Raw genomic sequence first — 25,674 nt, forward strand, 5'->3', positions numbered from 1 at the left:
ACAAAAAAAGAGTAGAACAAAACATGTTAAGTTTTCGAGCATTAAAGCAAATGATGCCAGTAATCCGATTTTGGATTGCTGGCGTCATTTGCTTTAAGCGGAATATTTTGTTCCACGTTTATGTTGCATGTTTAAAGACAATAGTAATTTTGTCCTAAATTCCTTTAATATCAATAAAAGAGCTAATCCCTAGCTGGAAGGAGCAAGAATTTAGGGCGCTGTGAAGGTGGCGTTAGCACTTTAGTGCTTACACCACGGAACGACTTCTGAAACTCGCGTATTTTGCGAGGTTCAAAAGCGAGATTTAAGACCGTTCTTTCGCTCGAATCGTTTCCCATAGTGGCCTAAACTTCTTGCTTCTGGAAGCGGCGTGTTTTAATACCAAGCTGGTTTGTCGCCATCAGTATTAGGCTTATTAACACCAATTGATTCACGTTTATACTTGTCAGGATCTTGTGAAATATCCACAACAACTTGCGCAATTGATCTTCTTGAAACTTCAGTACCCTTAAATGGTTCACCTTTTTGGGTTACTTCATAATCAACTTCTGGCTTGTCAGTTAACCAAGCTGGACGAATGATTGTGTAATCAAGGTCGGAATCTTCAATAACTTTGGCTGCAGCTGCATAGTTAGTAATATAGCTACCCAAAGTCTTGTTGTTCCATTCACCAAACTTACCAGGTACTTCATCATAAATACCCAAGGTTGAAATCCATACTAGACGAGTTTTCTTTTCAGCATGCATTGCTTCAACAACAGCCTTAGCTTCATCCTCAATATTGCCACCAGCTAAGTTAGCATAAACCATGTCGACATCTTTCATAGCTTCGATCAAAGTTTGAACGTTTGTGGCGTCACCTTCAACTGTTTCGACAAGTGTATGTGAATCAGCGAAGTCCTTTAAACGTCCTGAATTTCTCAAATATAATCTCAAATCTGTATCAGTTGTATCAATAAAAATATGTTCTGCCAATCGAGCAATCTTACCATTAGCACCCAAAATTAAAACTTTAGACATTTATCTTTCCCCCTGTATTTAGTTTCCATAGTCCAATATAGGTGAGTTTCAAAATTAATACAAAGAATGTTTCTCGAAGAACTTAACATGACTAGAAATTAACAAAAAACTAAATTTTATAAAAATAATATTATTTAGAAATGATAATTTACTAATTTTGTGAATCATATTACAAACCGATAAGGATAGAGTAAAACTAAGATGTTATAATTATTTCGTATGACAATGTGCTAAAAACATTCTCCAAAAATTAAAAAAGTGAGGTAAGGATTTAATGACAAAAGTAATTATGGATTGTGATCCTGGTATTGATGATGCGATTGCTTTAACAGTTTTACTTGCACATCCCGAAAAAGCTGATTTGATGGGTGTTACTACTGTTGGTGGTAACGTCAAACTTGAATATGTTACCAAAAACGCTAAGAAGCTTCTAACATTTTTAGGCTCAAAGGCAGAACTTGCATCTGGTCAAGCATCCCCACTAGTTAAAGAAATTGAAACAGCTGGTGAAATCCACGGTAAAACTGGTATGGACGGTTACGACTTCCCTGAGAACAGTCTTGACTATCCATTAACAAGCGACAACGCCGTAACTTACATGTACGACCGCATTTCTAACAGTGACGAAAAAGTTAACTTGGTCGCTACTGCCCCATTAACAAACGTTGCTCTACTGTTGAAGACTTTCCCAGAAGTTAAGAAAAATATTGAACACATCTACATTATGGGTGGTTCAACGCTACAAGGAAATATCACTTTAGCTTCCGAATTTAACGCTTATGTTGATCCAGAAGCCATGGAAATCGTCTTCAATTCAGGATTGCCAATTACTTTATCCGGATTAAACTTGACTGAAAATAAAGCTTATCTAACAATGGATGAAATCAACAAAATCAAAGATTTAGGACATGTCGGTGTAATGGCTAGTTCAATCTTAGACTTCTATGCCTCAGCTGAATTAGCTAAAGGTATGACCAAGATTCCAATCCATGACGCTTGTGCCGTAATTAGCTTGATTGCTCCAGAATTGTTCACAAAGAGCACTAACTATTCAATGGACGTCTGCCTAACAAACGACCAATATCGTGGTATGACATACCCAGACCGCCGTACAGACGCTCCACAAAAGAACAACATCAAAGTTCTTGAAGATGTTAACCGTGAAGCATTTGTTCAATTCATTTTTGATTCAATTGCTAGTTACGATAAAAAATAATATCTTTTTCAGATTTGCGCCAAAAAGAGATTAAAATCCGTTGATGGAATTTAATCTCTTTTTTTATCCGTAAATCACCAATAAAAAAATACATCCCATTTCGAGATGTATTTCTAAATATTTTACTTACTAATGTTAGTAGCAAAATCAGGTTCAGAGTAAGCATATGTTGGTAAATTAAGACCACTGTTCAATCTTACAGTTGAGATCCAAACCCATTGATTTGTGGCAATTTGACCCCAATATGAACCATACTTGTTAACAACTAATTTGTTAATTTTCCAAGAAGTGTTAGCTGGCAAATATTGATCATACGTATTTGTAGCTGTGTTATATGTCTTTTGGTTAACAGTTGTTGTACCAATCAAGCCATTGCCTGGTGTAGGAATACTTGAGTTGGTATTAGTTGTTGTTGTGCCATCTGCAACGTCCATATAAGCAACAGAAACAAATTCATCAGTCGCTATTTGATAATAAGTTTGCTTGTCATAGTGTAAAATATCTCCACCAACAGCCCATTTACTACCAACAGGCAAAACTTGACCAGTCGCATCGCCGTGACCATTAACGACATCGGTAGCGACTGTAATTGTCCCTACTTTACCAGCAGCAGTTGAACCGGATGTAATATAACTGCCATTACCTGAATAGTCAGTATTATCGTCGGTTGTTGTATTAGCTACAGATATATCAGCGAATGAAATCCATTCGTTAGTGGCAACTTGATAGAATGTTTGTTTGTCACGGTGCATAGCCTTGCCAAGTTTCCATTGACTATTAACTGGCAAAACAACACCTGTATTATTTCCTTGATCATTAACGACAGCAGCGACTTGCGTTACAGTACCAGTTTTTCCAAAATTGCCGTCTGTTTCAGTGTAATTATCTGCGGCATTATTAGAATCATTAGCGTCAGCTTGTTCCCAATCACCTGTAACATCTAACGTGTTGATATATTGATTATTACCAACTTGGTAATAAACCATACGATTGGCATGCATAACTTCACCAATAACCCAACGACTACCAGTTGGCAAAACGGTCCCAGTTTCATTACCGAATCTGTCAACAACATTTAAAGCTTGATTAGCAGTAACTGTTTTTCCAGCCTGATCGTTAGCTGTGTATGTAATAGCTGGACCAAAGTCGGGATCAACTGAGTTAGTAGCTCCCGTAACATTTGTGACAACAGAAGCAGGTACATATTCATTATTACCAACTAAATAATGAGCCACACCATTGATAGTTGCTTGTTGTCCTAATTGCCATTTACTACCACTTGGCAATGTTTGACCAGTTTGTTTACCGCTGGCATTATAGACTGGCGTTGCGGTTGAAATTGTACCAACAGCACTGGCATCAACAGTTTGTTGTGGCAAAGCACTTAAAGCAGCAGGAGCCAACATTATGGCAACGGCAGAAGCTACTAAAATATTATTTCTTTTTTTCATTATATCCACCTCTGATAATATATTCACACTATATTCAACAACTAGTCTATTATCCTTATAATATATATACAACGGTTTATCTAAAACATTACGAAAGCTTTACAATTATCAATCGTCATCCGTGTGCACCTAATTACGGTCAACCTTTAGAATCAAAAAACTAGATATTTTTATTCGGGTATTAAATCCAGAAAAAATATCTAGTTTTTTGATTCTATTCAATTTTAAATAATATTGCACTTACTTATGATAAGTCCGGTGATTAATAATCATAAAGGAACGATAAATTTGTTCAGTTAAAACTAAGCGCATCAACTGATGTGGCAAAGTAAATTTACCAAAACAAATGCTGTAATCGGCACGTTTAGTAACTTCAGGACTGACACCTAGTGATCCTCCAATAACAAATGTGATATCAGATGTTCCATATGTGGATAAGTCATCGATTTTCTTAGCTAGTTCCTCAGATGTGAGTTCTTTTCCACGTAAATCGAGTAAAATCACATATTCCTTATCCTTAATTTTACTTAATATTCGTTCTCCTTCGATTTGCTTTACTTTCGCATCTTGGGCATCACTCAAGCTTTCAGGAGCTTTTTCATCCGGACACTCAACAATTTGAAATTTACAAAAAGCCCCCAAACGCTTGGCATATTCAGCAATACCAGCTTTGAAATACTTTTCTTTTAACTTTCCAACCGTAACAACTTTTATATTCATAATCTAAAATCTCCTCATTATTTATGATACGAAACTATCGTTTGATTGCCAAATTAATTTTCCAAATACGAATTATCATGAGATTTCATTTGTACACAGAAAAATAAAAGTTTGTTTGTTTTTGTGTAACACTTATCATCCCTATTTTAATAGCAATCTTACTTACACTTATTTTTTCGTTTATCAAAATATCCACAGCTGTGGGTAATTTTGTGGATAACTTTTCTACAACGTCTTTTCTCCTTTTTTTGCACTTATACACAAGTTATGCACATCTGTGGATAACTCCTGTTTATTTGTTTTCTGAAAAGTCGAAATAAATATCCAGTTTGTTTACAATTGTTCAAAAAAAAGCGTGAAACCCGCATTACTAGGTTTCACGCTTAAATTCAGCTTTATTCGGCTGTTTTCTTAGTTAGATGAACTTTTGCCGTACTCAACTTACCATTTCTATAATATTGAATACTTACAGTATCACCAATTGAATGTGAGTATAAGGCTGTGTGTAAGTCCGCAACTGAATTTACACTCTTATTACCTAATTTAACAATCACATCATATTTCTTCATACCAGCGGCTTTAGCAACTGAGCCAGATGTTGTGCTGTAAACAACAACACCTTTCGTTACACTACTTGGTAGTTTCAAACTTGATTGTGAATCGTCAGTAATTTGGTCAAGATCTAAGACTCTGATACCAAGTGATGGACGCTCAACTTTACCATTAGCAACTAATTGGTTGATAATCTTAACAACTTCGTTACTTGGAATAGCAAAGCCCATACCTTCAACCGAAGTTCCATCAGTGTTAGAAGCCAACTTCATCGAATTGATACCAACAATTTGTCCTGCAGCATTAACTAAAGGACCACCTGAATTACCAGGGTTGATGGCGGCATCAGTTTGAAGAACTGTTGCTTCACCAGTTGCTTGACCTGTATTTTGATCTTGTGTTGTCACAGTTCTGTTTGTGGCCGAAATAATACCTTGGGTAACGGTTGTTGCATACTCGCTACCTAATGGCGAACCAATGGCAATTACTGGATCACCAGGTGAAACGTTGTCAGAGTTACCAAATGAAGCTGTGGCAGGCACTTTATTACCTGGAATCTCAAGTACAGCTAGGTCAGTAGTAGTATCAGTACCAACTAATTTAGCAGCGACTTTCGTTCCATCTTCCAAAATGATTTCCAAAGAATCTGATCCTGAAACAACGTGGTTATTCGTTACGATATAACCTTTACCATTTTGTTTAGCATAAATAACACCAGAACCTTCGCTGTATTCCTGCAAATTACTATTATTGGAAGAACCAGAATTAGAATTTCCGTTAGAGTTCGAGTTACTGTTATCACCATTTTCATCGGCTTGGCCTTGTGCTTGAGAACTATCCGATGAAGAACCACTGTCGCCAAACAAATCACCAAAAATCGATGATAAACTGCCATCGCCTGCGCTTTGTTCTTTTTGTTTTTGTAAGTTGATAACCGAAACAACGGCACCGTTAACCTTCTTATAAGCCCCAGACATCGAGCTAGAAGTGTTTACTTTCGTATTGCTAACTTGAGTAGCACCTGATGTATTACCAACACTCGCTGTATCAGAAGCATTACTGCCGAAATATGTGAATCCTGCAAAAGCAATTACCACACCTAAGGCAGCCGAGATAAAAGCAACGATTCCAATCTTAAGCAAAGAATTATTACCGGAACCCTTATTGGAGCCACGTTTCTTTTCTTCTACTCTTGATTCAGAGTTGTCGTTATTGTCATTATTCATACATTTTCACTTCCCCACACATTTACTAATTATAATATAACGTTGAATTATGAAAAAATTATGAAAGTCCTATGATTTATTTGTTGCCGTCTCCGGTTTGGAGGGATTCCGCCTGCTGTGTGGACCGATTCGAGCCAAGGTCTCGAATCTCGCTTTGAAGCCTTACAAAACCGTGTAAGTCTCCAAAGTCGTCCGTGGAGTAAGGGCTAAAGCCCTAACTCCACCTTCACAGCAGGAAGAATCCCTCCAAACCTCCGACTAATTTAACTTTGAACTAATTATTCCTTATCTAAATTTGATAACCAAAAGAGTACTCAGCTTATTAACCAATAATCCAAATATCTAATGAATAAAGAAAAAAATAATTCTAAAACTTAAAAATGAAGTCATTGATTATCAATAATAATTAAATCTATTTACACTTCAAAACAACGAATCCACTAGCCGGAAGGAGCAAGAAATTTGGGTCGCTGTGCAGGTGGTGTAAGAGCTTCAGCTCTTACACCACGGGACGAGTTTTGAAACTCGAGGCTTTTGCGAGGTTCAAAATCGAGATTCGAGACCGCACTTTGGCTCGAATCGGTCCCCATAGCGACCCAAATTTCTTGCTCCTGGAGGCGGAACTACAAATCAATCAATGGATCTGCAATTGCTGGGTCGGTATCGTTAATTTTGAAATCAGAACCAACCCCGAAATCATGGTCTTCCAAAACTTGTGTAACTTCTTCACGCGCTGCTGTTTTGGTGTTGTTTTCATGGCTTAAGTGTCCCAAGAAAATTTGCTTAGTCTTGTTGCCAATAACATCCATTAATGTATGAGCGCCATCTTCATTTGATAAATGGCCTTTTTCACTAAGGATTCGTTGTTTCAATGGCCAAGGATAGAAACCTTCGCGCAGCATTTCGACATCATGATTACATTCCATTAAATAACCATCAGCATTTTCAATCGTTTTTTGAACTCGATCTGAAACATAACCTGTATCGGTCAAAATTACGAATTCTTTACCATTATGATAAAACTTATAGAATTGTGGATCGATGGCATCATGTGACACGGCGAAACTTTCCACATCTAAATCATCTAATGACATAACTTTATTGTGATTGAAAACGTTGATTTGGTCTTCAGAAATTTTACCGATTTTTGGTAACATCGCCTCCCAAGTTTTCTGGTTGGCATACACGCTGAGGCCATAGCGTCTAGCTAAAACTCCAACACCTTGTATATGGTCAGTATGTTCATGCGTTACAAATAATGAATCAACTTTAGTAATATCTTTACCAATGCTATCCATTGCTCGCTTGATTTTGATACCAGATAAACCGGCATCGACTAACACACGATGTTTAGGGGTTTCAATATAAGTAGCGTTACCTGAACTGCTGCTGGCTAAAACACTAATTTTTAAACTATCATCATTGGGCACTGTAATTATCTCCGTTTGTTGAACTCTTTATAATATTACCAGTAAAGGCATTAACTTTCTTAGTTGTAGCAACTTTACTATCTTTATTGCGAATCGTCACGAACCAAACCGGAATGTAAATCGTACTATCCTTAGCTTCCAACAATTTCGTATAAGCTAAATTAGCATATGAGATCTTGGAATTATTGGGGATTTCTGAATTAGCATAGAGGTTCGTCACGACATCTTTTTCACTCTTAATAGCTTGTCGTTCATGCAAAATAATCATCGACCGCACATAAGTCTGAGTATAACCTATCACTTCTCCATCGGAAACGGAAAAGACCAGTTGAGCCGTCTTATCATAAACTTCACCTAAAGAATCTGTATAGACGTAAACTATTTGCGAATTACTAGAAAGTTGTGGTGAATACTTATATTTGTTACCGAATAAAATATTGCTTTCTTTCTTAACAAATTTATTCATTATTTGTTTACGATTATTGGCTGTCACTGTCACTGGGCTATTCAAAGTACTTACTAGTGTATGATTAACATCCTCGTATTCAACTTTTTGGTTACGTAATTTTTGAATATTTTGGGCCAAACTATTGTCAGGTCGTGAACCTAAATAATAGGCATATCCATTTTTTGTATCTAAATTACCAAAACTTATATTACGTTTACGCATCTCAGTAACCGTTGATGTATTGGTACTACTGCTACTGACCAATTGTTGACTATTGCGAAATGACAAGAATAAAAAGATATCTAGTGAGAAAAATACTATTAAGAATATAACTTCGATTCTTCTAAAATCCATTTACTCTTCCTCCGCACTTTCATTTGTCCATTCATCATAAGCTTTCCAATGACCATCGATCTTCACATAATAAGTTGGTTTCAAATCAACAACCTTCTCATTATCAGCTTCCGCTTCCCATTGGTAGCCAATCTCGATATTTTGGACATCATTTGGTGAATATCCTGCCCGCTGCAATCCTTTGAAAATTGCATTAGTTGATTTAAGCGTAGTTGCTGCTGAATTGGATGGCACTGGAACTTCTAGAACCTTGTTTAAGAAATGTTCACTACTTCCTTTACGACTAAATTTAATCCGAATGGAACCAAACTGACTCTTCTTAAAAATTGGAAAGCCTTCAACGTATTCTCTAAAGACTAAATCTTTATCATCCCAATTAGCACTATAAAGTCGCAAGTTGGAAATAGAATTTTGCAAGTTAGTAACTTTTTGATAACCACGTTGTAAGAACGCCAATTGATTCTTTGGAACTGAGGTATCGGTATAATCCTCAAATGTCAGTTCATCAGTATTATGATCTGAAATCAAACGCTTCGACTCACCGGAATTATAAGTATAAACGCCATTATCTTCAGATGTGACTAAGCCATTTGTATTGGAGTCAAACAAAGCTGTCGTATATTCGCCATCCTTTTTCCCACTAATAACATATGAATAACTCTTGAGCTTGATGGGATCAACGTACGATGTAAAGACACCATGCTTCATAATATCTAAGCGAACCTTCAGATTAATGTTAGCTTTTTTAACTAATTTCATAATTGGTACAGACGAGGCATTTTTTAACTTAGCTTTATAAACGGTATAGTTATTGTCGTTTGCCAAGTAAATATGGGGATCTTTCTTATCTTTGAGGTTAACCAAAATACGGTTAAATTGATTATTCTTATCATTCTTCAGACTATCATTATTCAATAAATAGCCAAAAGTATTAATCGTAATCCCAGTTGGATAAATCATCTGCAAAGTATTTTTTTCTTGAATGATTTTTTGATAGTAAGCCCCATTCTTTTTGGAAATTTGCTTGGGTTCACTAATTTTCCAATCTTGCATCACTTTTTGAATACTCAAAGAAATGTTTTCATTACTGTTATAAATTAAATGTTGATCTGTTTCATCATGCCAAATAACTGAGGTTGGACTAATGACTTGATTCATTGGTATCTCATTTTTATTCGATTCCGCTGATGTAACATCAATATTGCGGCCTCGCTGATATCGCGCCGTATTTGTCCAAATAAAGAAGGATAGGACAATACTGGTGATTACAGCTACGACCAAAAATAACTGGACGATCAATCGACTAAACTTCATCCCATTCTCCTCCTGTTTCGTTAGGATCAAATGGTAAGGAAATGTAGAATGTTGATCCCTTACCTTCAGCACTGTTGACCCAGATTCTACCTTTATGTTGTTCCACAATTTCCTTGGAAATAGATAGACCTAGTCCAGTACCACCTTGTTTTCTTGAACGTGCCTTATCTACACGATAGAAACGTTCAAAGACCTTCTTGATATCCTTACGAGGAATACCAAGACCTTCATCAGAGATGCTGACAATGATGTGCTTGTTAGTCTCCAACAAACGACAAGTAATAACACCACCATCTGGTGAATACTTGATAGCATTGTTCATAATATTATCGATCACTTGAGTCATCTTATCAGTATCAATTTCGACCCAAAGATCTTTGCTGGTGAAAATCCGCTTGATACGATAATTTTTGACAACTTTCGTATCGTCTTCTTTTGCATCAGCTTTTTCTTTTTTCAACATCATATCAAAACGATCCAAAATATAGGAGAAGAATTCATTAAAGTTAACTAATTCCTTGTCCAACTTCGAACGTCCTTGATCCATTCGTGACAAACTCAATAAATCTTGAATCATTCGAATCATCCGGTCAGTTTCCTCTGCAGTTACACCTAAGAACTGTGGTGCCAGTTTTTGATCCTTCCAAGCACCATTGTTCAAAGCATCAATATAGCTACTTATACTTGTCAAAGGCGTTCTCAACTCGTGTGAAACATTGGAAACAAATTGACGACGTTCACTATCGATTTTTTGTTGTTCAGTGACATCATGTAGAACACAAACCATACCACTAATGAAGCCACTATTTCTTTGAATCAACGAGAAATCAGCATTTAAAATCAACGAATTATCGTCAACTTCATCGTAATCATCGCTATTATCACTAGTTTCAATCACCATTGGATCAGGACTTTCCAACAAATCATCAAAACTAGTCCGGTCCTTAATGCCCAAAACATCCACTAATGGTTGTCCAATCGCTTCATCTTCATCTTTTTCCAAAAACTCTTGGGCCATTTCATTAATAACTGTAATATTACCCAAACGATTTGTCGCAATAACACCATCAGACATTTGTGTCAAAACACTATCCAACCGTCGTCGTTCAGACTCCGAGTTTTCCGTCGCTTCTTCAACTTTGACTGACAAATCATTAACTGCCATTGCCAATTGTCCTAATTCATCCGGAGAATAGACACGAACTTGTCCAGAGTAATCTCCTTCAGCCATTCTGACAGCTTGCTGTTTCATTTCATCAATTGGACGAGTGATTGCTCGGGAAATGAAAATAGCAATAATACCACCCAAGAGTCCGGCAACTAGTGAAGCTGTTAGGAAAATCAAAATAATATTATTGATTCCCGTATAAACTGATTCCATACTTGCACGGACATAAATAGCACCCACGACGGTACTATTATCAGGCGACATAACTGGCAAAATCGACTCATACGAACTACCCTTATCTTTTTCATAGTAGATTTGGGTAATTTTTTTATCATTACGAATACTTTGTTTGATATTATCTTTCAAAGTCTGTGTACCGACAATATTTGTCCCATCAGAATCCTTGGCCCCGACAATGATTCCACTTCGATCTACTACTTGTACGTCAGTAATATCGGTGCTGACACGAGAGTAATCCTGAATCGCATTTCCGATATTTTCACGGGTATGTTGATCGTTATCCGTTAAATTTTCTGAAATTTGATTGAGAGTATACGCAGGCACCTGCACAGAAGTTTCAAAACTTGCTACATTTTGATCCTCTAACTGACGCACAAAATAGGCCCCAATGATTTCAATTGTGACGATTAAAATTAAAATAAATGATAATCCGATTTTGAAGTTAATCGAATGTAAAAAAACAAACCTATTTTTCAAAATATTTCCACCTAAATTGTACAGACTTAGTTTTATTATACAGCTATGGAGAAAACAAAAAAACTTACAAGCATGTGTAAATATGCCGTCTCCGGAGCTGGGAAAGATTAACTGGCTGTGCGGACCGGCCTGAGCCAAGGTTTCAGGCCTCGGTTTTAAGCCTTGCAAGCAAGTCTTAAAACACGCCCGGTGGTGTAAGGCCGAGAAAAACACTCGACCTAACGCCACTTTTGCCTGTTAATCTTTCCCAGCTCTTCCGACTAGTAATTTTCTTTTTATTAATAAAGCAACAATACAAATTAATTAAATCCCTAAAATAGAATCATTCATGTTATATACATTTAAGACTACACAAGTAATTAAAGGTTGAAAGATTCAAATTATAAATTTATAACCAATTCTTTAGACAACACTAAAGCAAAAAGTAACAAAATTTACATTATAATGCTCCAGTTGCATAACTAGTTATCCCTAAACAAAGAATACACTAGTCGGAAGGAACAAGAATTTAGGTCGCTGTGAAGGTGGCGTTGGTGCTTTAGCACCTACACCACGGGACGAGCTTTGAAACTCGCGGTTTTTGCGAGGTTCAAAGTCGAGATTCGAGACCGCTTTTTGGCTCGAATCGGTCCCCATAGCTACCTAAATTCTTGTTTCTGGAGACGGCACATTATCTTTCATTCTTCAGAGAAAAAGAGCTCTCAGCGGTGGCTGAGAGCTCTTTTTAATTTATCTTCAATGATGAATAACTCTAAACTACTCGCCGTCTGGATCTCTTAGATAATAGCCAACACCACGTCGTGTCATTAGCCATTCTGGTTGACTAGGATTATTTTCGATTTTTTCACGTAATCGTCTGACTGTAACGTCAACTGTTCTTACGTCACCAAAATAATCGTAGCCCCAAACTGTTTGAAGCAAGTGTTCACGTTTCATTACTTGTCCGATGTGTTGTGCCAAATAGTGCAACAATTCGAACTCACGATGAGTTAATTCAATTTCCTTACCATTCTTTGTAACTGTATATGCATCGGGGAGAATGGTTAAATCACCAATTTTAATTTCACTAGTTTTAGTGTCCTCACTATGTGCATGTGTTTGCGTTCTTAAACGAGCTTTAACACGAGCCACTAATTCTCGGTTTGAGAATGGCTTAGTGACATAATCATCTGCCCCAAGTTCTAGGCCAATAACCTTATCAATTTCGGTATCTTTAGCCGTTAACATAATAATTGGAGTATCTTTAGTTTTTCTGATAGTTCTCGCTACTTCAAGACCGTCAATAACCGGAAGCATTAAATCAAGTAAAATTAAGTCTGGATCATCCTCATCCACTTTATCTAAAGCTTCTTGTCCATCAAAAGCAGTTATGACTTCGTAGCCTTCATTTTCCAAATTATATTTAACAATATCGGAAATTGGTTTTTCATCATCTACTACTAGAATTTTTTTAGCCATATAATTTATCTCCTTGACGTGAATATTATACAAGTTATTAGTTATTAAAACAAAACCACCATAAATTGAGCTTAACTTTTTTTTATTTTTTTTAAAAAAAAGCTTGTCATAAATTTGGAGCTTATGGTATGATATATCTCGTTGGTTGAGAGAGATAAGCAATCAACGCAAGACACATGGGTGGTTAGCTCAGCTGGCAGAGCAACGGACTCTTAATCCGTGGGTCCGGGGTTCGATCCCCCGACCACCCATAAATGCGATTCTCGCTTAAGCCGATTATGATGAAAATCATGATCGGTTTTTTAGTGTTTTTATTTAATCTAATTTAACAACTAGCTTATCACAAATATATTTTACTGCTAGGGGTGGCAAAGACTATCAGTCATAAGATTGGTAGTCTTCTTTATTTGCAGACAACTATACTAACATCATTGGATTGTTAAAGACAACTATTTGAATCTTCAAAACTTTAGTTATCAAGCTCGAAAATAGCGACGGTATTAACTTATGAGTTCTTTCTCAATTTTGGTTATAAAATCGAATATAAAAGGCTAGATATGTTTTTTGTACAATCCAGAAAAAGTATCTAGCCTTTTACTCATATTCAATTTCAAATAATGTGTAACCTTTTATCGAATCAATTAGTTATACCGTATAAAAAACAACGAATATATTAGTCTCTGGGTGCAAGAAATGTTGGCAGCAGTGGAGGTGGCGTTAGCACTTTAGTGCTTACACCACGGGACGAGTTTTGAAATTCGCGTACTTTGCGAAGTTCAAAATCGAGACGAAAGACCTTGGCTTTCGTCGGTCCCCACAGCGCCAACATTTCTTGCACCCAGAGACGGCAACTAACCAAATTTAAGAAAGAACCAACTTTTTTTTATGTACTTATCAGAACATAAAAAAAGTAGACCGTTGATTACTTTGACAAGTTAATCGATCTACTAACATTTAAATTTATTTAATCTATCGTTTTAAATAGGCTATCTGGGAGATGTTTTGCATCCCTCTTTTTGTTGTCCAAGAGTAACTAAAGTGCCTTAAAAATAGCTCTCTAATCCACTAAAATCAAACGTTGAATCTTAATATCATGTTCTTTAATTTCCCAATCAGCACTTTCAAAATGCATTGTTGATGGGACTAATGCAACTGTTTTGCCAGAATATTTAGCTAAAAAGCGGTCATAATAACCACCACCAAAACCTACGCGGTAATTAGAATCTTCAGCAAATGCTAATCCCGGAACAATCACTAAATCAGGTTCCTGATTAACTAAATTTTCATCATAAACGGGTTCGGGAATTCCAAAATCACTGCGTACCAAATCTTCACTACTAGTAAATGGTAGAAAAGCCATTTGGCGATGTGGCATTGTCTTTGGCAAATAAACTTGTTTTCCCTCTGCTTGAGCAGCCTCAATAATTGGAGTTGTTGGAACTTCGAATGGTGCGCTAACTGTAGTAGCAATAGTCTTAGCATTTTTCCATTCTGGAGTTTCTTGCAACTTTTTGAGTAATTCTACCCCTTCAGTACGTGTCTTTAATTGATTCTTTTGTAATTGTTTAATTTGTTGTTTACGTAAATCTTTTTTATCGATAAGCTCACCCTCCAAGCCATTATTTAACATTAATAGTTTACAGTTAATCATCAGCAACTTAAAACTGATATGCTTAATTAAAATATTTTTTGCGAGGTCAAAAATGAAAACTTACAAGTTTACAGCCCAAATTAAAGCCTCTGAAGTTGGCAAAGGCGGTGCTTTCGTTGAATTTCCTTATGATATTAAACAAGAATTCGGCAAGGGACGAGTCAAAGTTCACGCTACTTTTGACGGCATTCCTTATGACGGTTCAATCGTTAACATGGGTGTAAAACATACTGATGGCAGCATTTGTTATATTTTAGGAATTCTCAAATCAATTCGCCAAGAGTTAAAGAAAAATATCGGTGACACTGTTGAAGTTACTATTACTGAACGTTAAAGAGGTATTTTTACTTTTCAAAGTTGTTTAAAGTCGCTGCTAAATGTTTCAAGTTAACGAGTAATGATTGTTTTTCAGCGTCAGTCCAGCTAGTCAGGGCCATACTGATATTGTTGACTCTCGTTGCATCTAAAATTTGTTTTAATTGTTCACCCGATTTCGACAATTGAATCGAACGAATTCGAGCATCTACTTCAGCATCTTTAGTTGTAACTAACCCTTTTTGTTCCAACTTATCAATTTGACGACTAACGCTGGAATGGCTTTTACCTAAGATATTGGCTAGGTCGCTAACATTGGTTGGTTGCATTCGACCAATGGTTACAAATAATTGAAAAGAAGTTGTTTCCAAATTCACTCCAGCGTCTTTAATGAAGGCTTTGTCTCGATCAGTCCGATTAAAGAACGAAACAATCGTTACTAAAGCTTGGATTAACTCGTTCTCCATTATTTCACCGTTACGACCGCACGTGGTGATAGCGGTGCCTTCCATGCTTTTTCAATTTCTGATAGCGAAAAGTTATTCGTTTTCATTTGGATATTTTTCTTGGCTGCCCATTGAAAGACACCATCGATAGCTGACATTAAATCAGACATCGTTGCACTTTTGACACCACTACCCAAAATTTCAATAGCTGAAGAACGCAAGACCGCAGATGGTAAAGCAATATCAGCTTGACCTGCCGAAGCCCCGATACTAACAAAGCGTGTTACATTATGGCCACCAAAATTTGCAACTGCTGTCATGATTGCCAACGCACTATCGCCCCACAAATAATCGAGGACCACATCAACTCCAGCTTCAAATGTATCAGCTAGATTGGAAGTAAATTGATTAGCCCCATCGGTCGCTGTCATATCAAAAGCAATAGCTTTATCAGCGCCCAATTTACTCAACTTTTCAGCATTACGACCAGTCACAATAACCTTCTTAGCACCTAAGTGATAGGCAATTTTAACTGCCAAACTACCCGCGGTTCCTGTCGCCCCATTAATCAAAACCGTTTGTCCAGCTTCAAAATGAGCCCGACTAACTAGAGCAGCCCATGATGACATCCCCGGATTAGCAATAGCTGCCGCCGTGACATCATCAATCCCATCAGGCAAAGGTATGATTAACTTTTGATTAACCAAAGTCTTTTCCGCCAACGTTCCATAAGGAGCATTAGTTGCTAAAAAATAAACTCGCTTTCCATTAACAGTTCCAACACCATCAGTCCCAGCAACATTTGGAAAAATTTGACTAGCCGAATAATGCCGCCCCATAGCACGCATCTTAGTCAGATTACTTAAAGCCGATGCGGTGACATCAACAATAACATTCCCTTCACTTTCCTTAGGAGCTTCAAAATCACCATAAACTGGTTCAATTCCTCGTTGTTCTACAATCGCTGCTTTCATATAATAATTACCTCTTTTTTAAAATTCATTTTTTTAATTTGTTATGTGCATTTTGCACCTTTCCAAATTAGCACCATTATGTGCATAATGCAACTAATTTTTCATAGGAATTTAAAAAGTACACAGGGCGTGGCAAAATACCCTCATTTTTCGAACATTAAAGCAAATGACTCCAGTAATCCGATTTTGGATTGCTGGAGTCATTTATTTTAAGGGAATAAATCATATTTCATATCCGATACCCCTAGCTATCAATGACATAGTAATACTTAAAATTATTCACTATTAACCCAAAAACAAAAAATAAACTAGCCGGAAAGAGCAAGAAATTTTGGTCGCTGTGAAGGTGGCGTTATGGCTTTAGCCATTACACCACGGGACGACTTTTGAAACTCACGGTCTATGTGAGGTTCAAAATCGAGGTTGGAGACCTTGGCTCCAACCGGTCCCCATAGCGACCAAAATTTCTTGCTCTTGTAGGCGGCAATATCAAACAACATCAACCATTGAAACATACTCATCCGTAGCAACACGGAAATAGCCTGAACCACCAATTAGGCAATACTCATCTGTATACCATTTCGTATTAGGCCCCAAAGCACGATCAGTTATTGGTTGATTATTATCATTGTAAAGTTGTGCCGGTTGACCAGCTCTAGTTGTAATAACTCGACTGATCGGGAACACAACAGTATTTTCATATACTCGAACATCAATCGCACTCACATACTCATCGCTACCGACACGATAATAGGTTCCATTGGCAATATTATTTATTTGATCGATTTTCCATAAAGAACCATCAGGTAAAGTTCTGCCAATCGGTTGACCAGCGGCATCATAAACTGCAGCGCCATCCAAAGTAGTAACAGCAACACCATCATAATTTCCGGCTGACTCTGTACCATAATTATTCTTCAAACCACTGTCAACGGTATACTCAACATCAGACGATTTAACAAACTCATTGACACCAATACAATAGTAAGAACCGTCACTCAAAGTATTTTCAAGATTAGTTTTCCATTCCGAACCCATAGGCAAAAAGCGACCGGTGGATTGTCCATAAGCATTGTAAATTCTAGCGCCGGTATCTCGAACCTTTACAACTGAATTGCCGACTTCGGTATATCCATAATAATTATTATAATCAGCCTTCGCAGTTAAAGGATTAGCAACTAAAGCACCATCAGCACCTATTGCTAATAATGAAGAAAACAATAAACCTTTTACTAATTTCTTCATAATCTCATCTTCTTAAATTTTCAAATCTAATAACGCTTCCCGTTATCGACTCATATTTTAGCAAGTAAAAAAAAGACCAGCGTTAATCAGCGCTAGTCAATTAGTACAGCTATTCAACTTCATCCTTCGCTAGTGAAACTGTTGGTCCAATAACTAATGATTCTGCCATCAAAACTTCATTGTAAAGTTCAAAAATATAATCTTGATACTCAACTTCACTTTGCGAAATCATATCTAAATATTGTCGCTCTTGTCCTAAAGCATTCATAAAGGCACGCATTTCTAATTCCTTTTCGTCACCCGTAAACTCTGAATGTTTTACAACTTTGACCCATTCTTTGACGAAATCACGCGTTCTAGTTCGTTGCTTTTGAGCCATCAGATCAAAGATAACTGAGTTCTTAACATTATCTGGCAAATACATCTTATTGACTGTATCTAATGCCTGGTGAACCATATTAACACGTATCTCAGTCATCTTTTTAATAATCTCATCATCCGTTGCTTCATGCGGCAAAATAAAGCGGAAAACAATCGTTGGAACAATTAAACTTAAAATAATCAAAACACTTTCTGACATTAAAACTAAATTGAAATCACTACTTTTTACATGATATTCAGCCAAAGTATATGCCAAAGCTAACGTAACCGCACCATGGACTCCCCCGAGTGAGAAAATCCAACCAGACAAATTATTAAATTTTAATCGTATCCGACCGTAAACGTATCTCGTTAAAACATTAATAACGTATAAGAGAACCCCGATACCAAGCCAAGTTAACGAATTAACCGAGATATTTTCATCAACAATAATTTTCGTAAACATGAATCCTAAAATAACGAAAACAACCCCGTTAAAAATTTCTGTGATCATACTTTGAATATCGTCACCTAAATGCACTTGCAAAGAATTGGTTAGACGACTTCGTTGTGCTTCAGCGTTAGAAACTAATCCCGCACAGACGACGGCAATGATACCTGAAATATGAATTTCTTCCGCTAAGTAATATAAAATAAACGGCTCAATTACATACAATAAAATCTGTGAATTTAATGAATTAAACGATGTCCGAACTAACGTCTGCCGGAACAAAACCATCACCCAAGCAAAGGCAAAACCAACTAATACACCGCCGACTGCTGAAATAAAGAAATCAACGATGGTTTCTTGATAATTAATATAGCCATTGAGATACCACAAGGTTCCCATATTCAACAAAATGATTCCAGAAGCATCATTAAATAAGGACTCCATTTTCAAAAAAGTTCCTTCAGTTTTAGGCATTTGCAGTCCATTCGTAACCGACTCCATTGCCGTAGCATCAGTTGGTGTACTAATCGCTGCCAAAATAAAAGCCAAAGGTAAACTGACTCCAGCCGCAATATGAACACCAAAGCCAACAAAAACTAAACATAAAATAACTAGTGAAACAGCAGTCTGGACGATATGTTTTATCTCCTTACCCACTGAATTAAGACGTGTCGCTTGTCCTTCAAAAAATAACAATGGCGCAACAATCATGCCGATAAAGATATCTGAATCAAAATTTTCAACGTGACTACCCAAGCTAGGAATGAGAAACAATCCTGCCCCAATAATCATACTGATATAGTTCACTGAGACTTTGGAAAAAACCTGTGATACAAAAATACTCACCACAGCAGCCAAAATCAAAATAAAGGTCGAAACCATTAGGCTCATAGTATTGGCCCCCTCATGTTTAATCACAATAAATATAGCACATTATTGTACTAGATACTGTTTCCTAGCCATTTGGCATCTGTTGCTAATTAAGTATGCCGTCTCTCTGAACCCAAAGTTCTCAAATCACAATTTTAGACCAAAAAAAGCACGAGATTCAAAATTCATCTCGTGGTATAAGCGCTGAAACGCCAATATTTCTCATCTATCGAGACAGTAGCTAAACTAACTCGAAAAAAGCTTCAAAAAATCTGGAACATAGTTCTTTTGGCATCAATTTGTTTCACATGGAACATATGGTATTTATCTCTCGTCAAAACACTATATATGGTATTGGAATATTTAATTAATAAAATCACTTATTTCTTTTATATCTTTTGGTGTGGTTCGACAACAACCACCAACTAATTGAGCTCCTTCTGCCAGCCAAGTTGGCACTAAATCCTTGAACGTATCTGCCTGTGAATTAGCGTGCCAAGTTTTAGTCTCCGGATCATAAATATCGCCATTATTAGGATAAACAATGATTGGTTTGTCAGTGACTTGCTTAACATTGCGGATAATTTCTTGAATATTTTCCAAAGTCGTACAGTTAACCCCAATTGCTGAAACCTGTTCAGCACCATTGAAATATTTAATTGCTTCCGCCAATGAAGTTCCGTCACACAATGTATCTTCATCTTTGACGCTAAAGGATAACCAAGCATGTTGTTGCGGAAATTTCTCCATTAATAAATCTACTAGAGCATTGGCTTCGTCAAAATTCGGTTGTGTTTCAAAAGCAAACAAATCAACTCCAGCTTGATCTAATAACTTCATCCGAGCGTAGTGAAAATCTTGATATTCAGTTTCCGTTAAATCATAATCACCACGATATTCACTGCCATCAGCCAAGTATGCTCCATAAGGACCAACGCTTCCGGCAATTAGAGGTCGTGGCACACGATGCTTTCTTTGTTCATCAGTCAGGCTATCGAAATATTCATCTCGAGCTATTTGGGCCAAATGAACAGCCTTCACAATCAAGGACTCACTTTCAGCCCTAGTCCGTCCCAATTCCATGAATTTAGAAACATTAGCTTGATAAGTATTCGTTGTAGCAACATCAGCTCCGTTTTCAAAATAATGCTTATGAACGTCCACAATTGCTTGCGGATGATCAATTAAAGCCGCAGCTGACCAAAGATCACTCCCAGTATCAACGCCGCGTTTTTCTAATTCCGTTGCCATAGCTCCATCAATAACTAAGCCCTTACGATTCTTCAAATCTGCCGCAATTAAATCACCCATCTGCCAACCCCCAAAACTTGATATCTATTATGATGTAGTCTATCACACAAATTATTTTTTTAAACTTATTTCCATGGAAGTACTAGATTCTATTCATCCATATGAAGCTAGTCAATTTTTTTATTGGCTACCTTCTCAACTTTGGTTATAAAATCGACCATTGAACTAGCCGGAAAGGGCAAGAAATTAGGTCGCTGTGCAGGTGGCGTTAGCACTTTAGTGCTTACACCACGGGACGACTTTTGAAACTCGCGTCTTTTGCGAGGTTCAAAATCGAGACAAAAGACCTTGGCTTTTGTCGGTCCCCATAGCGACCTAATTTCTTGCCCTTGGAGGTGGCATATTTAGCTACAAATCATTTAAACTTTAACTACTCCACATTAAAAGTCACTAATACACTAGCCTCTGGGTGCAAGAAATGTTGGCAGCAGTGAAGGTGGTGTTAGTGCTTTAGCACTTACACCACGGGACGAATTTTGAAATTCGCGTACTTTGCGAAGTTCAAAATCGAGGTGCGAGACCGTATTTTGGCTCGAACCGGTCCCCACAGCGCCAATATTTCTTGCACCCAGAGGCGGAAGGCAGCTTAAATCACATGATTTGTTCTTCACTCAACAAAAAGGTTTAATATATAGAGTATAGGCACCAAAATTGGGAGAGATTATTATGAACAAAAAAACAGATCTTAACGAAGAAAGTCCATTAACAAAAGTCATTGATGATGTTTCAGAGGGTATTAATGATGCTGGAACTGTTTTTAATTCTGAAGAAACGCCAGTAATCAAAGACAGCACCGGTAAAGAAGCTGTTCGCTATTTACTTTGGGGATTACTTTCAGTCATCGTAAATTTTGGGACATTCTTCCTGCTGTACCACACATTGCATTTAAATTATCAATTCGCTAATATCGTCGCTTGGTTCCTCGGTGTACAAGTCGGCTTCTGGGTTGATCGAATCATTGTTTTCCGTCACAAATCCAATACCGCCTTTAAAGAAATGTTGGCTTTCTATGGTACAAGAATTTTAACTTTCTTAATTGAAACAGCGACACTTTGGGTTGGAATTTCCTTACTTAGCGCCAACGGAACTGGCTCGAAAATTGTCGGACAAATTTTAGCTATTATTGGTAACTATGTTTTATCAAAATTCTTTATTTTCAAAAATAAACACTAAGGAAAAAAACATTCAATTTGTGAGTATTGACTAAATAGAACCGCAATCCAACATCGGATTGCGGTTCTATTTTTAATCGGAATACTAATTTCCATATTTATGCTGTTTTGACATCTCCAGAAATCTTAGCTTTGTTCAACAATACTGAACTTGTCACAACTGACAATGAACTAAACGCCATCGCTAGGCCTGCTAATTCTGGACTGAGTGTAAATCCAATGGCAAAGAATAAACCAGCAGCTACTGGAATACCTAACACATTGTAAACGAAAGCCCAGAACAAGTTGAGCTTGATACGATTAAACGTCTTTCTACTCAATTCCAAAGCTTTGGCAACATCACGAAGGTCATTCTTCATCAAGACAATCCCACCGGATTCGATTGCAATATCAGTTCCTGAACCCATGGCAATCCCGACGTCAGCCATTGTTAACGCTGGAGCATCATTGATACCATCACCAACAAAGGCCACTTTACCTTGCTTTTGTAGTGTTTCCACGTGATCTGCTTTATCACCTGGCAAAACATTAGCGATAACTTCATCAATCCCAACATCTTGGGCAATGGCATTAGCAACACGCTCATTATCACCAGTTAACATAACAGTTCTCAAACCACGTGATTTCAATGTGGCAATGGCCTCTTTGGAAGTTTCCTTTGGAGCATCTTGAATGGCAATCAAACCGATAATCTCACGATTCAAGCCGACAAAGACAACCGTTTTAGCTTCATCTTGTAGACGAATCATTTGATCTCTCAATTCGGAAGCAATTTTAATATCATTCAATAACTTATCATTTCCAACGAAGGCTTGTTGATTATTGATTGTGGCAGAAACACCTTTACCTTCAATCGCTTGGAAATTTGAAACTGTGGCAGCGGGAATCTCATCAGTTTTGGCCCTATCTAAAATAGCTGTAGCCAAAGGATGCTCTGATGACTCTTCCAAAGCAGCCGCAATTGCCAAAACTTGCTTGTCATCACCGACGATATCAGTTACTTCTGGCTTACCTTTAGTGATAGTACCAGTTTTATCAAAGACAACTGTTTTAACATCGTTAACTTCTTCCAAAACTTCACCATTCTTGATCAAGATACCCATTTTAGCACCTCGACCAGTTCCTACCATCAAGGCAGTTGGAGTAGCCAAGCCTAACGCACATGGACAGGCAATAACTACTACTGATACCGCGTAAATCAAAGCACTAGCTAAGGTAGCGCCAAGGAAAACATACCAAACTAAGAATGTTAAAATCGACAAACTTAAAACAACTGGTACAAAAATCTCCGATACTTTATCGGTTAAATTTTGAATTGGCGCATGACTATTTTGTGCTTTCTTAACTAATTCCACAATTTGCGAAAGCATAGTATCAGAACCGACCTTCTCAGCTTTAAACATAAAAGTTCCGTTACTATTCATCGTCGAACCGATAACTTTGTCACCGATATTTTTAGCAACCGGCATACTTTCACCAGTCACCATTGATTCATCAACCGTCGAGCTACCTTCAGTAATCACACCATCCACAGCAATCTTTTGACCCGGTTTAACTCGAATAATATCTCCAGCCACGATTTCTGACAATGGCACTTGAACCAACTTACCATCACGCATAACCTCGGCATCTTTGGCCTGCAGATCAACCAACTTCTCAATTGCGTTGGAAGCATTGTTACGCATTCTTTCTTCAAAAACTTGTCCTAACAAAACAAACGTGATAACAAAAGCAGCACTTTCGAAAAAGACCGCTTGGTGCGTGAACATTGCATAAATACTATAAATATAAGCCGTAGCAGTCCCAATCGCTACCAAAGTATCCATATTTGAGTGATGCTTCTTAAATGACGCCCAAGCACTCTGAACAAACGGACGAGCCGCCACACCCATCACAACAGTTGTTAAAACAAACTGAATCCACTCACTACCTGGAACCATAATTCCAAAAGGCATCAAGATCATTCCAATCAACATTGGAATAGAAAAAATCAATGAAATCCAAAAACGTTTTGTGATAGTCATACCAAAATTCCCCCTCAACTGCTTAATTTAATGATGCCGCCTCCAGGATCAAGAAATTTTGGTCCTTCCGGCTAGTGTATTCGTTGTTTTTTATAGATAGTATGTTGGAAACTTGATGCAGTGATTACCATTCTTAATATTCTAAATAGCAATCATACCAGCACTTAAAGCCTACTTTGGAACTCTTAATTTTAATCAAAAGTATTTAAATAGAACCTATCTATAATGAAAAAATTCCCTATCCAACCAATTAGTCGGAGGAGCTGAGAAAATAGTCAATGGCTGTGAAAGTGGCGTTAGTGCTTTAGCACTTACACCACCGGGCGTGTTTTAAGACTTGCCGAACTTGCAAGTCTTAAAACCGAGGTTCGAGACCTTGGCTCGAGCCGGTCCGCACAGCCATTGACTATTTTCTCAGCTCCGGAGACGGCAACCTATTTAACGATTACTTTTCCATGAAACATATCCATTCCACAAGCCCATTGATACTCGCCAGCTTTACTTGTATCAATTTCAATTGCTTGTTTTTCATTTTGTGGTAGTTCCTTATTAATACCAAAATCTGAAAAGACTACTCGGTCCAAACAACTAGAAGCATCTTTTCTTGTAAAATTCAATGTGGCTGGTACACCTTTCTTTAAAGTAACTACTTCTGGTGAATAGCCACCGTTAACTTCAACGTCAACACTTTGATTATTACCTGACACATCAGCCGTGGCACTGGCAACTTCATGTTTACCGAAGAACCACCAAAAAATAAAACCAATAACGGCTAATCCTGCAATTAAAACAATAATTCTTGTCATATTGTTATCCTCATTTCTTGTTTACATTTGTAATCTACGTTCACTATACTATCGTTTAAGTTTACATTTGTCAACCGGAAGAGAATAAAAAAAGATATCTTATCAAGAAGATACCTTGATACCAAGAAAATATCGTGCCAAAAAGCTTGCTTGCTCAGAATTCACTTTCAAACCCTTAATTCCTAACTCTTCAATATCTATTGTTTCAAAACGACAAGTGCTAAAATCAATCCCCTTTAATTTAGTATTCAAAATCGACATCTTATTCAACTCACAATCGTCAAACAAGACTTGCTTCAATTTATTATCACTAAAACTAACATCTTTTAAACTACTAGATTGAAAATTAGATTCTTTAAAATTTGCTTGATTGATATTCGCCAAATCTAGCAGACAATTATCAAAAACCACATTATTAAAGTACGACTTATCAAAATTAACCCCAATCATCTTGCAGTTATGAAACTCTACACGATACAAACTAGCTTCAGTTAATAAACAATTAGATAAATCACAACCCTTAAAAATAACATCCGTTAACTCCAATTTATCAAAATCACACTGACTGAACGTCACATGTTCAAAAATCGTCTGTTCAATAATGGGATGACGAATAATCTGTTCTTCAACAAACTCACCTTCAATACTTCTACCCGTCAAAAAGTAATCTTCCTCATTAAAAATGTCGAAAAATGATGCTGACTCTAAATAATCTTCATTGATTTTAGGATGATACATATTTTCACTCCTTAATTGCTTATCTGTAAAGCATCATAACAGATATTTCATTTCAATAAATTGGAAGAAATATTTTCACCACATAAATGTTTTAATATCCAAAATTACTAAAAAGCTGAAACGGTTTGTTAAATACAATCATTAGCATCGTTCGATGAGATATTCAAATTAAAAATTCTATCCGAAACAACGAATAAACTAGCCGGAAGGAGTAAGAAAGTTAGGTCCCCATAGCGA

General features: G+C 37.0%; 21 protein-coding genes and 1 tRNA gene. 4 read left to right on the plus strand and 18 right to left on the minus strand.

The window, feature by feature from the left end:
- Window positions 1-375 precede the first annotated feature (375 nt).
- Complete coding sequence (locus D1B17_RS11535) at window positions 376-1,020, minus strand: SDR family oxidoreductase (RefSeq protein WP_120141581.1); 645 nt, start codon at window positions 1,018-1,020, stop codon at window positions 376-378.
- A gap of 274 nt (window positions 1,021-1,294) precedes the next feature.
- Here D1B17_RS11535 and D1B17_RS11540 point away from each other — a divergent pair, with 274 nt between their 5' ends.
- The gene (locus D1B17_RS11540; protein ID WP_120141580.1) at window positions 1,295-2,236 is read left to right on the plus strand and encodes a nucleoside hydrolase; all 942 of its coding nucleotides are present in this window, start codon (window positions 1,295-1,297) and stop codon (window positions 2,234-2,236) included.
- 122 nt (window positions 2,237-2,358) lie between these two features.
- Here D1B17_RS11540 and D1B17_RS11545 read toward each other — a convergent pair whose 3' ends face one another.
- The 8 genes from D1B17_RS11545 to yycF all read right to left on the minus strand — a co-directional run bounded on the left by D1B17_RS11545 (window position 2,359) and on the right by yycF (window position 13,074).
- Window positions 2,359-3,687 carry an SLAP domain-containing protein gene (locus tag D1B17_RS11545; protein WP_120141579.1) on the minus strand — a complete coding sequence of 443 codons (1,329 nt, stop codon included), beginning with the start codon at window positions 3,685-3,687 and terminating at the stop codon, window positions 2,359-2,361.
- A gap of 240 nt (window positions 3,688-3,927) precedes the next feature.
- A complete protein-coding gene (gene rlmH, locus D1B17_RS11550) occupies window positions 3,928-4,407 on the minus strand; it encodes a 23S rRNA (pseudouridine(1915)-N(3))-methyltransferase RlmH (protein WP_120141578.1) in 480 nt (159 codons plus the stop codon).
- A gap of 395 nt (window positions 4,408-4,802) precedes the next feature.
- Complete coding sequence (locus D1B17_RS11555; protein WP_120141577.1) at window positions 4,803-6,185, minus strand: S1C family serine protease; 1,383 nt, start codon at window positions 6,183-6,185, stop codon at window positions 4,803-4,805.
- A gap of 623 nt (window positions 6,186-6,808) precedes the next feature.
- On the minus strand, window positions 6,809-7,615 hold the full coding sequence (locus D1B17_RS11560) for an MBL fold metallo-hydrolase (RefSeq protein ID WP_120141576.1): 807 nt from the start codon (window positions 7,613-7,615) through the stop codon (window positions 6,809-6,811).
- Window positions 7,605-8,417, minus strand: coding sequence for a two-component system regulatory protein YycI (locus D1B17_RS11565; RefSeq protein WP_120141575.1), 813 nt, complete (start codon window positions 8,415-8,417; stop codon window positions 7,605-7,607). The genes D1B17_RS11560 and D1B17_RS11565 overlap by 11 nt, the downstream gene beginning before the upstream one ends.
- A complete protein-coding gene (locus D1B17_RS11570) occupies window positions 8,418-9,731 on the minus strand; it encodes a YycH family regulatory protein (protein WP_120141574.1) in 1,314 nt (437 codons plus the stop codon).
- Window positions 9,721-11,616 carry a cell wall metabolism sensor histidine kinase WalK gene (gene walK / locus D1B17_RS11575; protein WP_120141573.1) on the minus strand — a complete coding sequence of 632 codons (1,896 nt, stop codon included), beginning with the start codon at window positions 11,614-11,616 and terminating at the stop codon, window positions 9,721-9,723. The genes D1B17_RS11570 and walK overlap by 11 nt, the downstream gene beginning before the upstream one ends.
- A gap of 756 nt (window positions 11,617-12,372) precedes the next feature.
- Entirely contained in the window at window positions 12,373-13,074 is a 702-nt protein-coding gene (yycF, locus tag D1B17_RS11580) for a response regulator YycF (protein WP_120141572.1), read from the minus strand.
- Between the two features lie 178 nt (window positions 13,075-13,252).
- On the opposite strand from yycF, the gene D1B17_RS11585 reads away from it, so the two are divergent.
- A tRNA-Lys gene (locus D1B17_RS11585) sits at window positions 13,253-13,325 on the plus strand.
- Window positions 13,326-14,131: 806 nt separating this feature from the next.
- Here the strand turns inward: D1B17_RS11585 and D1B17_RS11590 are convergent.
- Window positions 14,132-14,704 carry a 5-formyltetrahydrofolate cyclo-ligase gene (locus D1B17_RS11590; protein WP_120144155.1) on the minus strand — a complete coding sequence of 191 codons (573 nt, stop codon included), beginning with the start codon at window positions 14,702-14,704 and terminating at the stop codon, window positions 14,132-14,134.
- Between the two features lie 73 nt (window positions 14,705-14,777).
- On the opposite strand from D1B17_RS11590, the gene D1B17_RS11595 reads away from it, so the two are divergent.
- Complete coding sequence (locus tag D1B17_RS11595) at window positions 14,778-15,059, plus strand: DUF1905 domain-containing protein (protein WP_120141571.1); 282 nt, start codon at window positions 14,778-14,780, stop codon at window positions 15,057-15,059.
- Window positions 15,060-15,069: 10 nt separating this feature from the next.
- Here D1B17_RS11595 and D1B17_RS11600 read toward each other — a convergent pair whose 3' ends face one another.
- From D1B17_RS11600 to mmuM, 5 genes are all read right to left on the minus strand, one after another.
- On the minus strand, window positions 15,070-15,507 hold the full coding sequence (locus tag D1B17_RS11600; RefSeq protein WP_120141570.1) for a MarR family winged helix-turn-helix transcriptional regulator: 438 nt from the start codon (window positions 15,505-15,507) through the stop codon (window positions 15,070-15,072).
- Complete coding sequence (locus D1B17_RS11605) at window positions 15,507-16,460, minus strand: quinone oxidoreductase family protein (protein ID WP_120141569.1); 954 nt, start codon at window positions 16,458-16,460, stop codon at window positions 15,507-15,509. Before D1B17_RS11605 ends, D1B17_RS11600 begins: the two co-directional genes overlap by 1 nt.
- 489 nt (window positions 16,461-16,949) lie before the next feature.
- Window positions 16,950-17,705, minus strand: a complete 756-nt coding sequence (locus D1B17_RS11610) for an SLAP domain-containing protein (protein ID WP_120141567.1) — start codon at window positions 17,703-17,705, stop codon at window positions 16,950-16,952.
- A gap of 109 nt (window positions 17,706-17,814) precedes the next feature.
- The gene (locus tag D1B17_RS11615) at window positions 17,815-19,407 is read right to left on the minus strand and encodes a cation:proton antiporter (RefSeq protein ID WP_120141566.1); all 1,593 of its coding nucleotides are present in this window, start codon (window positions 19,405-19,407) and stop codon (window positions 17,815-17,817) included.
- Between the two features lie 342 nt (window positions 19,408-19,749).
- Entirely contained in the window at window positions 19,750-20,697 is a 948-nt protein-coding gene (gene mmuM / locus D1B17_RS11620; protein ID WP_120141565.1) for a homocysteine S-methyltransferase, read from the minus strand.
- Between the two features lie 666 nt (window positions 20,698-21,363).
- On the opposite strand from mmuM, the gene D1B17_RS11625 reads away from it, so the two are divergent.
- Window positions 21,364-21,870 carry a GtrA family protein gene (locus D1B17_RS11625; RefSeq protein ID WP_120141564.1) on the plus strand — a complete coding sequence of 169 codons (507 nt, stop codon included), beginning with the start codon at window positions 21,364-21,366 and terminating at the stop codon, window positions 21,868-21,870.
- A 97-nt stretch (window positions 21,871-21,967) separates the two neighbouring features.
- Here D1B17_RS11625 and D1B17_RS11630 read toward each other — a convergent pair whose 3' ends face one another.
- The 3 genes from D1B17_RS11630 to D1B17_RS11640 all read right to left on the minus strand — a co-directional run bounded on the left by D1B17_RS11630 (window position 21,968) and on the right by D1B17_RS11640 (window position 25,437).
- Window positions 21,968-23,893 (minus strand): copper-translocating P-type ATPase, encoded by a 1,926-nt coding sequence (locus D1B17_RS11630; protein WP_120141563.1) that lies wholly within the window; start codon window positions 23,891-23,893, stop codon window positions 21,968-21,970.
- A gap of 434 nt (window positions 23,894-24,327) precedes the next feature.
- Complete coding sequence (locus D1B17_RS11635) at window positions 24,328-24,699, minus strand: cupredoxin domain-containing protein (RefSeq protein ID WP_120141560.1); 372 nt, start codon at window positions 24,697-24,699, stop codon at window positions 24,328-24,330.
- A 102-nt stretch (window positions 24,700-24,801) separates the two neighbouring features.
- Complete coding sequence (locus tag D1B17_RS11640) at window positions 24,802-25,437, minus strand: pentapeptide repeat-containing protein (protein ID WP_120141558.1); 636 nt, start codon at window positions 25,435-25,437, stop codon at window positions 24,802-24,804.
- Window positions 25,438-25,674 lie beyond the last annotated feature (237 nt).

It is taken from the genome of Companilactobacillus zhachilii (assembly GCF_003606365.2).
Classification (GTDB): domain Bacteria; phylum Bacillota; class Bacilli; order Lactobacillales; family Lactobacillaceae; genus Companilactobacillus; species Companilactobacillus zhachilii.